Source organism: Halomicronema sp. CCY15110 (assembly GCF_016888165.1).
Classification (GTDB): Bacteria; Cyanobacteriota; Cyanobacteriia; order Phormidesmidales; family Phormidesmidaceae; genus Halomicronema.
In genome coordinates this window covers 24,243-30,915 of the sequence record NZ_JACSWC010000402.1, presented here as the reverse complement: position 1 = coordinate 30,915, position 6,673 = coordinate 24,243, and the positions used below count along the sequence as shown (strand labels likewise).

Genomic DNA, 6,673 nt, shown 5'->3' with positions numbered 1-6,673 from the left:
CACAGATGGCTCCCCTTCTCAATCTGAGAATCTAGCTACATCAATACTCTCAGGACTTTTCTGCACCACTAAGGGGTGAGCCGACGCCAGGTGCAGTTTAGGAGCAGCTTTAATACACTCCAGTTCTTAAAATACCCATAAAATACCCAACTGAAGCACGACACTAAAGATGGCTAATATTGCATTTTCATACTTCCACATTGTCTAGATCTCAATCAATGAAATTTAGGTGCTTACAACCCCTTTAGCCTGATCGTTGTTTGATCGGGTCAAGGTCTGCTGAGTAAAATTTGGATCTGGGCGACGAGTTCCCTCAGTTTGACGGGCTTGCTCATATAGTGATTGGCCCCAGCGGCGATACACCGATCGCAATCGCCTTTCATCGCGAGGGCCGTCAGGGCAATGATGGGCACTTGCGCCAGCGCCGGGTTGGACATTTGGCGAATCTGACGAATGGCTTCGAGACCATCTATTTCCGGCATCTGCACATCCATCAAAATAAGATTAGGGGTGTGGGTTATCGCTTGATCCAGCGCTTCGCGCCCGGTTCTGGCGCAAATCAGTTCATAGCCTTTAGCCTGCAGGTAACTCGAGAGCGTGCTGAGATTGGCCTCGTTATCTTCGGCTAGCAAGATGAGGGACTGATGGGCGGAAGCCGGTGTGTCGATCTTGGGTGACTCACCCGGCAATACCACAGCGCTTGGCGAGATTTCACAGCAGTTGGCGGCAGGCAGATCAACCACAAAGCAACTGCCGACACCCACCTCACTAGTCATATCGATTTGGCCACCATGCAACTGCACAATCCGTTTGACCAGCGCCAAACCTAGGCCAGTGCCCATTTGGCGACGATTGAGGGCACCATCAATTTGCACAAATGGTCGAAAGAGTTTGTGTCTATCGTGGGGGGCGATGCCAATACCCGTGTCAATCACGGCAAAGCGAATGGTCTTGGGGGTGCTCTTTGGCGGTTGGGTGTCAGACTCTAATAACTCGATTTTGAGGGTGATGGTGCCGGCGGCTGGCGTAAACTTCACTGCATTACTCAGCAAATTAATCAACACCTGATTAATGCGTCTTTCATCTACCACAATTTCCAGGGACGTATCGGGAATTTCAGTCTGCAGCTGAATTTTTTTCTTCATCGCCTGCTGCCGCACAAATGACAGACTGTTTTGGCAAAGCGTCGAAATAGACGTGGGGGCCAGATGCAGTTCCATCTGGCCCGCTTCGACCTTAGAGAGATCCAGAATGTCGTTAATTAAGGTGAGTAGATGGTTGCTACTCCGTTCAATCGTGTTGAGGGCTTTAGTTTGGGACTCGTTCAGGGAACCGAAAACCTGCTCTTGCAACCCCTCAGTCATGCCCAAAATGGCATTCAAGGGAGTTCGTAGTTCGTGGCTCATGTTGGCCAAAAACTCATCCTTCAGCCGGGTCGCTCGCGCCAATTGAGCGTTGGTGCGTTGCAGCCTGGCTTGGGCCTGTTTGCGATCGCTAATGTCGTGGGCAATGCCCAAACAACCCACAAGATTACCGTCTCTGTCATAGTGGGGCGAGGCATTCGAGGTGTGCCAGCGCCAGCTACCATCTTTATGTTTAACGCGATACTCGACCCCCTGCTGTTTCTTACCGGTATCGAGAATGCTGTCCAAAAAGGCTAGACATTGAGACACATCTTCTGGATGGACGAAGGGGTGAAAGGGCTGCTTGAGGACTTCGTCGATATCATGTCCTAAAATCTCGGTCCAATTGGGAGAAACGTAGTTAAAAATGCCGTCACTGTTAAGGATATAAATAATGTCGTTAGCATGTTCGACCAGGTTACGGAATTTTTCTTCGCTGGTGGCTAATAGCTGCTGAGCCTCTTGGCGCTCTGTAATATCGATAGAAATGCCACAGATATTGTTGAGATTGCCGTCGGCATCGCGGAGCAAGAATTTGTTCGATAAGAACGTACGTTGCTTGCCATGTATGGTCAGAACTTCCTCAAAGCGACGAAACTCTTCATCCACTAAAAGTGACTGGTCATTTTGCCAGATTTGCGCAGCGTCTGGGGGTGAAAAAATCGCTTTGTCAGTCTTACCAATGATGTCGTCAAAGCGGCAAGCAAATAGTTCTAAAAAGGCGTGGTTGACGAGTGAGTAGCGCCCCTGCAAATCTTTGGCATAGATAATGGAAGGGGCAAAATTAAGAAACGCCTGTAGTTGCGCTTCACTTTTCTGCAAAGCTGCGGTGCGCTGGGTTACCCGACTTTCCAATTCCTGGTTCAATTGCGCTAAGGCATCGGCGGCTTGTTCGCGTTCTTTGGCCAGGGCGATCGCGGTGGCCAAAGAACGTAGCATCTCGGCTTCCAAAGCATCCCACGTTCTTTCGACGTGGCAGTCATCTAACCCAATAAAGCCAAACATTTCGCCATTGGCGATCAAGGGCACCTCAAGGATTGAGCAAACCCCTTGTTCGATTAAAGGCTGTCGCTCCGGCAAGGGTATCTGTGACACTGGGCAGTTAACGATGCCGACGGTGCGAAACTGCTCATATAGCCACGGCAGATCACGCTGGCAATGCAGATTTTGCAGGTGAGGATTTTCGTGTTGTGGCGTCACCCCCGGCTGACACCATTCCACCGTCTGACTCACCCAGATGTCATTAGCATCATCTTGTACTTGCTCGAATACATAGGCCCGATCAGCGCCAGAAATTTCGGCCAAGACTGGCAAAATGAAGTCATATAACGCTTGATCGACTTTAGTGCTGAGGAGTAACTGTTGAATTTCGACCAGCGCCGTCATGTAGCGATCGCGCTTCCCCAGCTTAAATTCCGCCTGCTTCTGCTCAGTGATGTCGCGGATGATCAACATCGCTTCATCGGTATCAATTTTGGCGACCCGGACTTCCTCGTATCGCTGCTGTCCCTGAAGTTCAATCGCTTGCTCATAGACCTGGAGCTTACCCGTCGATATCGCTTGCAGCACCGCCTGCATTTTCAGGTGCGCCAGCTCAGGTAGCGAAAAGTCAAAGACAGAATGTCCAACTGGATCGATGCCCCCAAAGCACACATCGCGATCGGGCGGAATGGACAAGACTTGTTGGTAAATACCATCGGCACCAATCACAAAAATGATGTCGGGCAGACCGGCCAAAAACGCCCGCGTTTGGGTTTGGCTCTGAAATAAAGCTGCTTCGGCCCGCCGCCGCTGCTTACGCACGTCGGCTTCTCGCAGTTCTCGCCGGATGGATTCGGCCAACCGGGTCAAGTTATTTTTCATCAAGTAGTCACTGGCCCCGGCCTTCATCAGGGCCACCGCAACTGCTTCACCGATGGTGCCCGACACCACAATAAAGGGAACGTCAAGACGGCTCTGTTGCACTAGCGATAACGCTTCTGAGGCGGTGAACCCGCCGGACAGGTTGTAGTCCGAAATAATGAGATTCCAGGGACGCTTAGGCAAAGCCGTCATGAGCTCGGTGGCTGTTTGCACCCGTTCCCACACCACATCAAAGCCGCTACGTTTGAGATGACGCAGCAGTAATAGCTCATCATCTTCAGAATCTTCAAGTAACAACAGAGTTAAAGAGTTTTGATCCATGGTGTCAACGTTTGTTACCCCTGAACCTAGTCGCCAGTTTGGTGTCGGACATCTCTTGTGCGCACGCTTGGTGGCAGTTTTTAAGGCGCAGGTTCATTAATCACTGCCCAGTACAGACCGAGTTGACTCACCGCAGTGGTAAATTGCTGAAAATCAACTGGTTTACAGACATAACTGTTGGCCCCGAGGCCGTAGCCTTCAGCAATATCCCGTTCTTCCTTGGACGAAGTCAGGAGCACCACGGGCAATACCCGCCACCGCTCATGGGCACGAATCCGCCGCAGCACTTCTAAGCCGGGGATCTTCGGCAGTTTGAGATCCAGCAAGACGACACAGGGCAGTACTGCTATCTCAGACAGCACATCCAAGGCTTCTTGGCCGTTGCGAGCCACAATAATTTCATTTTTCAGATTGTTGCGACGCAATGCCCGCAGGGTCAGGGCTTCATCGTCTGGGTTGTCCTCGACTAGGAGGATGCTTTTAAGCTGAGTCATGATGATGTTGACCTCCTGGACTCATGCCAGTGCCTGATGTCACGGGCAGTGAAAAGTAAATCGTGGCACCTTGTTCAACGGCTCCTGTGGCCCAGACATTACCGCCATGCCGCTGAATGATGCGCTTTACTGTGGCTAAGCCCACACCGGTGCCCGGAAATTCGGTCATATTGTGCAACCGCTGAAAGACGCCAAACAGCATGTCGGCATGGGCCATATCGAAACCGGCCCCATCATCGCGAATGAAATAAGTTGGCTGCTCGCCGCGATCGCACTGGCCGAGTTCAATCCGGGCGGTGGGGTGATGCTGGGTAAACTTCCAAGCATTTTGTACCAAGTTGCTGATGACCAGACTGAGTAACGTCGCATCGCCCCAGGCTATGACTTGCGGTGGCACTACCAGCTCGACTTGGCGATCGGGATGGATGGTTTGCAGTTCAGCGATTTCTGCTGAGACTAAGTGACTCAGATTGACCGACGTACCCGTCATCGCACTGCGGGATACCCGGCTCAACGCCAACAGATCGCTGATCAGATCATTCATGCGGCCCACATTGTGGCCAATCCGGTCAAAGTACTTGCGCCCCGAGTCATCAAATTGGTCGCCATAGTCTTCTAACAGGGCTTGGCTAAAGCCTTCGATCGCTCGCAAAGGCGCTCGTAAATCGTGGGAAACCGAATAGGCAAAGGCTTCTAATTCATCATTTGAAGCGGCTAATTGGGCCGACGTTTGCAGTAGTTGCGCCTCCGCCCGCTTGCGTTCGGTAATGTCGAGCAAGATGCCAACGAGCTGCACCAATTCACCCGTTGCGTTGAAAATCGGTTCCCCTCGGGCTTGCAAATAGACCAGAGTGCCATCGGGGTGGTAGGCCCGCAAATCTAAATCGTAAGGTTGCTGAGTGCGAATCGCCTCTTGCACGACTAGATCGTGGTACGCCTGATCCTCAGGATGATATATCGTCAGCAATTCGGCATAATTGGGAGCCCCTAACGCCGGATCACGACCCAAAATCTCAAAAACTTCGTCCGACCAGGTGATCTGACCGGTCGGCAAATCATATTCCCAGCTGCCGAGTCCGGCGATGCGCTGAGCCGTTTTGAGGTGGGCTTCGCGGCGGCGCAGTTTCATTTCCAGCTGGCGCTGCTCGGTGATGTCGCGAGCGGCGGCGTAAATCAAGTCTCCTTGGGGCTGCGAATACCATTCGATGTAGCGGTAGCTGCCGTCTCGGCAACGATATCGATTCACAAAGGACTGCACCCGTTCTTGGTTGCTGAGTTGCGCGATCGCTGCCTGCGTCTCCTCCACATCATCAGGATGGACAAAGGCTAAAAACGACTGCCCCTCTAGGTCAGCAGGGAGATAGCCCAAGATCGTTTCCCACGTTCGGTTAACGCGCCGAAAATACCCCTGAGTATCGGCAATGCAGAGTAAATCCAGGGCGACCGTGAAGAAATTCTCGAGTTCCTCTTTCGTTTGCCGCATCTCTAGCTCAGCCTGTTTTTGCTGAGTAATGTCAATGTGGCAGCCAATCATCCGCAGCGGCTGTCCCTGTGCGTCCCAGGCCACTACTTCCCCCACGCAGTTCACCCAAATGGTGGCGCCATTCTTATGGCGATAACGGACCTCATGGTCAAACGGCTCGCTGCCGTGACTGGCGACATGGTGTTCAAAGCTGGCCTTCACTTTGGGTAAATCTTCCGGAAAAATGAGGTTTTGCCAAGTTTCAGGCACGTTGGGCAGTTCGTGGTCAGCATAGCCAAACATCTGCTTAAATCCGGGGCTCAAATACGCTTGATTAGTGGGAATATCCCAGTCCCAGTACCCGGCCAAGAGGGTGTCAAACATCGCCTCAACATTCAGCACCGAGAGGGGCGATCGCGGTGAGGACGTCTCGTCCTGGGTGGGTATTGGGGCTGGAGGGGATGAGGAGTTAGGTGCAGTCGGTGGATCGGCAAGGGTAGCGGCGATCGCGGTCAACACACTGTCGCGCGTGATCATACCCACGAGGTGTCGCTGTTCATCCACCACTGCGATCGGCACGGTCGGCGGCGATCGCCAGAAGTCAGCCGGAGGATCGCCATCCAAGAGGGCCGACTCGGACAAAATGGCCAGTGGTGGCACAAGCACCTGCGGCAGAGAAAGCTGCGGCAGGGCCGCAGGGTTAGCACTTAAGTGAACCACTTTGCCAACAGTTAAAACACCCAAAATATGCTCTTTATCAGCCACCCAAACGTGATTTGGATCACAGGTTTCTGACCGCTTGAAATCATCTGAATATCCAGCAGATGAGGTCATTAGAGCAATTGCATCGAGCAAAGGAGTATTCGGTGAAACCACTGTCAGTGCTCGTACGATGGCTAAGCTTAAAGCACTTTTAGGTGGGTTTTCGAGCATTCCTAAGGTAGATTTAGCATGCATCAACATCTAAACGCTGACTCCGTAAGCCTGATTGATTTAAAGAGATTTTATGGGCTGCTGATGGCAATCACAGCAACTAATTCCGCCGATGAGATGAGGGTACTACCGCCATTATCAGCAACCATATCATTCCACAGCAGCATAAGATTTTTGCAAATCCCCCTCTACCGATA

Annotated in this window: 3 protein-coding genes; all 3 read right to left on the bottom strand. The window is 52.0% G+C overall.

Features of this window, described 5'->3' with window-relative positions:
* Nucleotides 1-269: 269 nt before the first annotated feature.
* Nucleotides 270-3,587 (bottom strand): PAS domain S-box protein, encoded by a 3,318-nt coding sequence (locus tag JUK32_RS20955; RefSeq protein ID WP_204140816.1) that lies wholly within the window; start codon nt 3,585-3,587, stop codon nt 270-272.
* Between the two features lie 80 nt (nt 3,588-3,667).
* Nucleotides 3,668-4,081, bottom strand: coding sequence for a response regulator (locus tag JUK32_RS20950; protein WP_204140815.1), 414 nt, complete (start codon nt 4,079-4,081; stop codon nt 3,668-3,670).
* Nucleotides 4,068-6,377 carry a PAS domain-containing protein gene (locus tag JUK32_RS20945; RefSeq protein WP_204140814.1) on the bottom strand — a complete coding sequence of 770 codons (2,310 nt, stop codon included), beginning with the start codon at nt 6,375-6,377 and terminating at the stop codon, nt 4,068-4,070. The genes JUK32_RS20950 and JUK32_RS20945 overlap by 14 nt, the downstream gene beginning before the upstream one ends.
* Nucleotides 6,378-6,673: the final 296 nt, after the last annotated feature.

What these genes read in the sequence shown, in the direction of transcription:
- JUK32_RS20955 (WP_204140816.1), bottom strand. Translation starts at nt 3,587, where the DNA reads ATGGATCAAAACTCTTTAACTCTGTTGTTACTTGAAGATTCTGAAGAT.
- JUK32_RS20950 (WP_204140815.1), bottom strand. Translation starts at nt 4,081, where the DNA reads ATGACTCAGCTTAAAAGCATCCTCCTAGTCGAGGACAACCCAGACGAT.
- JUK32_RS20945 (WP_204140814.1), bottom strand. Translation starts at nt 6,377, where the DNA reads ATGACCTCATCTGCTGGATATTCAGATGATTTCAAGCGGTCAGAAACC.